General features: G+C 47.7%; 4 protein-coding genes and 1 pseudogene. All 5 read right to left on the bottom strand.

Translation table 11 applies throughout. The annotated features are described in order from the left end of the window. Positions 1-539: tyrosine-type recombinase/integrase (locus WMO44_RS14670; RefSeq protein ID WP_349153017.1), on the bottom strand; the 539-nt coding region annotated here is incomplete at its 3' end. After that, positions 539-1,429 (bottom strand): helix-turn-helix domain-containing protein, encoded by an 891-nt coding sequence (locus tag WMO44_RS14665; protein ID WP_005928318.1) that lies wholly within the window; start codon positions 1,427-1,429, stop codon positions 539-541. The genes WMO44_RS14670 and WMO44_RS14665, both read right to left, overlap by 1 nt. 90 nt (positions 1,430-1,519) lie before the next feature. Next, a complete protein-coding gene (locus WMO44_RS14660; protein WP_005933015.1) occupies positions 1,520-1,765 on the bottom strand; it encodes a helix-turn-helix domain-containing protein in 246 nt (81 codons plus the stop codon). 30 nt (positions 1,766-1,795) lie between these two features. Beyond that, positions 1,796-2,581, bottom strand: coding sequence for a DUF6551 family protein (locus WMO44_RS14655; protein ID WP_005928324.1), 786 nt, complete (start codon positions 2,579-2,581; stop codon positions 1,796-1,798). Then, positions 2,578-2,877 (bottom strand): annotated as a pseudogene (locus tag WMO44_RS14650) (type II toxin-antitoxin system PemK/MazF family toxin); the annotation flags it as partial. The pseudogene WMO44_RS14650 and the gene WMO44_RS14655, both read right to left, overlap by 4 nt.

Here is a 2,877-nt window from a genome sequence, read left to right as displayed (position 1 = left end):
ATATCACGCTTCTTTGCAGTGTATTTGGGCAAGGTGGCATAAATACAGGGATTCTTTTCCATAAGTTCCCACTTTACGGCCTGCTCAAAGGCACTTCTCAAAATTTTGTGAACCGAACGAACTGTGCCGGGAGAAACGTATTGATGCTGACGCTTTCCACACATAGGGTCAACGGCTTCGTATTTAAGCAGCCGCTGATAATATCCCTCAATTACGCGGGTGGTGAGATCTTGCAGCTTCATTGAGCCGATAAGCGGTTCTATGTAGTTTGAAATCAGTGCAGTGTTTGATTGATAGGTTGAAAGTGCCCATTTGGTTCTTCCGTACAGGGTGACGTATTCTTTAAGCAGGTCTTTTAGAGTTCGGCACTGGGGTGCCACAAAGGTACCGACGGATTCTTTGTATTCGACCTCTTTCTTACGGTTTTTGGCATCTGCAAGGTCGGTAAAGGTTTCCCATTTCTGCTTTAGCGTTCCATTAGTGTGTTTGTAGGTATAGACAACGCAGTATCGGTTATTGCGTTTGACAATGCTAGCCATTATACATCCTCCTCTACTTTACGTTTGGACTTCAGAACTTCATCGAAAGCATCTTTTTGGATGCGTTTTACCCTTCCCAACTTCATCGTTGGAATTCCTTCTTTGAGAACCCACGAGTCAAGTGTTGGGCGGCTGATTCCGTAAAAAGCCTGAATTTCCTGAAAACTGTAGTATTTCCCATTCTTGGGACATTGCAGTTTTAGCGGCGGCTCCTCATGCGTTTCTTTTTTCGGTTTTTGAAGTTGGTATGTAGATTGGCTTTTAAGCCATGCCTTAAAACTTTTTTTGGTAATGCGCGGCCTGTCGGCCACGCGCTCAATGACGAAACAATCTCGGTATTTTTTGCAATCAAGAATCCCATAAACATTCTTGCGTGGGATACCGAGTAGTTTTGCCATTTCCGGGATGGAGATGGTTTGCGCTTCAATCTCCCGGTCACGCTCACGGTCGGCTGCTGTGCGGTAGCGACTTTGTGATCGGTACCACCGCTCAAAGTCCTCTTTGGGAATTCTCATACAGAAGTCTGCCGTTTCTGTTTTCAACTTGCCCTGTCGGATGAGTGTATAGATCGTTTCGGGTTTCACCTTCAATATCTCGGCGGCGTCAGGAACGGAATAGGACCGTTTGCAAAGTTCCTCGCCCGGTGGCGAACCATTGACCTTATGATATTTGACCTGATTGGCATACCATTTCTCAAAGCTGGAAATAACAATACGCCTTTTGTCGTTTATCAGAATGACTTCAAAGAGATTCTTATGAAGCAGCCAATAGCTATCTGTTTTGCCAAGGCCGAGAAGCTGCCGCATCTCACGAACCGACATGGTGGTTTTGGTAGTGGCAGGTTCAGCTTTTCCGTATAAGGGAGCCGAAGTATTCCGCATATCATCCATGAAAGACACCTCTCTATCTATGTAAAAGTTTAGCCGGGATTTCTCATCCCGGCTAAAGAATAGCAGATTTCGCTTGAAATGTTGAGGATGTCAAACAGCAGGATTGCGTTCAACAGTGCCATCATTGAGCCATGCTTCAAAGCTGGCTTTGGAAATACGGTAAGCGCCGCTTACCTTAAACCAGCGGAATTCGTTCTGCTTCAGTAGACGGTAGACAGTGGGACGGCTCAGGAGCAGCATTTCCATCAGGTCTTCTACGGTATAGCAGCGGCTGTCCTTTGCTGTGGAAACAGGGGAGGAAACCGAGTTGGGCGAAGGTTCTTCATGGATAATCATTGGATAATACCTCGTTAAATATACTTAAAGTTAAAACTTGAGCGGCAATGCAGCCCGTCGGCTGCCACCATTATAAATAGTATAGACCTGCTGAAGGTACTTCGTCTTGCCGGGAAGGCTTACGCCTGCGGTTCGTGCAAGGCGAAAAATCGTGAATGCATCGACCTGCCGCAGTTTGGCAATCAGACGGCTTTTACTGTATTCGGAGTGGTACAGTTCTACAAAGCGGCAGATGCCGAGCAGATTTGCAGAACTCATGGAATCAGGTTCTCCGTCCCACGCATTCAGCAAAACATCAAGGGATTCGATATACAGTTCAGGACCAAGCCGGATGAATTCGTGATAGGCGGTTGCGATGCAGCTGATCCGCTGCTTGCCCCGGCCTTCTTCAAAAGAAAGATGAACGCCAGCCAATTCGGTGGCCTGCTGGAATGCAACGGCAGCAGGCTCCCCTGCAAAAATCAGGGCACGGAGCTTCTGCCCTGCACTCAGCCGTTCCGAAATGCCTGTCTGCTGTGCAAACAGGAGGGCTTCTTCCTGCTCGGTCATGTTAAAGTAGACCTTGCAGCGAATCTGCAGATCATCACCACCGTTCAGGAACTTCCGGGCAGCGATGGTGTTCTGCCCGTCCATCACATAGTAGTGACCATCCCGGAAGCTGATCTTCGGCTCATTGGCAACCCGCTCGTCAAATTCTTTTGCGATACGGGCAACACGAGCGGGGTGAAGAGCACGCTGATAAGTGTCGCGCGGCACGATCAGCTCACTGCTGTTCAGGCACATTTCATGGTAAGGTTTTACCACTGCGTTCATCATAAAGGAACCTCCTTCTTTTTTTGCAGAAAATCAATTCCTGATTGGATAATCGAACCGATTTTCTTCTTTTCGTTATCGGATAAGCGGAAAGTGGAATACCGTTCATAACAGATATTCCAGCGGAACATAAGCGATTGAAGCGCATCATCCAGTTCTGCAACCATGAACTCAACAGAAGATTCCGTCGGGGTGGAGAGCATCCTTTCCGATATCTGCTCAATGCTATGTAGATCGCCTTTTGTGTGCTTGGCGAGAGCAGGGGGCTGACTGTTCAGCACCCGAAGATTCTGAAACTG

Source organism: Faecalibacterium tardum, assembly GCF_040096515.1.
Classification (GTDB): domain Bacteria; phylum Bacillota; class Clostridia; order Oscillospirales; family Ruminococcaceae; genus Faecalibacterium; species Faecalibacterium tardum.
The sequence above is the reverse complement of the archived record's forward strand: the minus strand, read 5'-3'. Positions and strand labels throughout refer to the sequence as shown.

Coding starts and splice junctions, on each gene's coding strand:
- WMO44_RS14665 (WP_005928318.1), bottom strand. CDS start 1,429: ATGGATGATATGCGGAATACTTCGGCTCCCTTATACGGAAAAGCTGAA.
- WMO44_RS14655 (WP_005928324.1), bottom strand. CDS start 2,581: ATGATGAACGCAGTGGTAAAACCTTACCATGAAATGTGCCTGAACAGC.
- WMO44_RS14660 (WP_005933015.1), bottom strand. CDS start 1,765: ATGATTATCCATGAAGAACCTTCGCCCAACTCGGTTTCCTCCCCTGTT.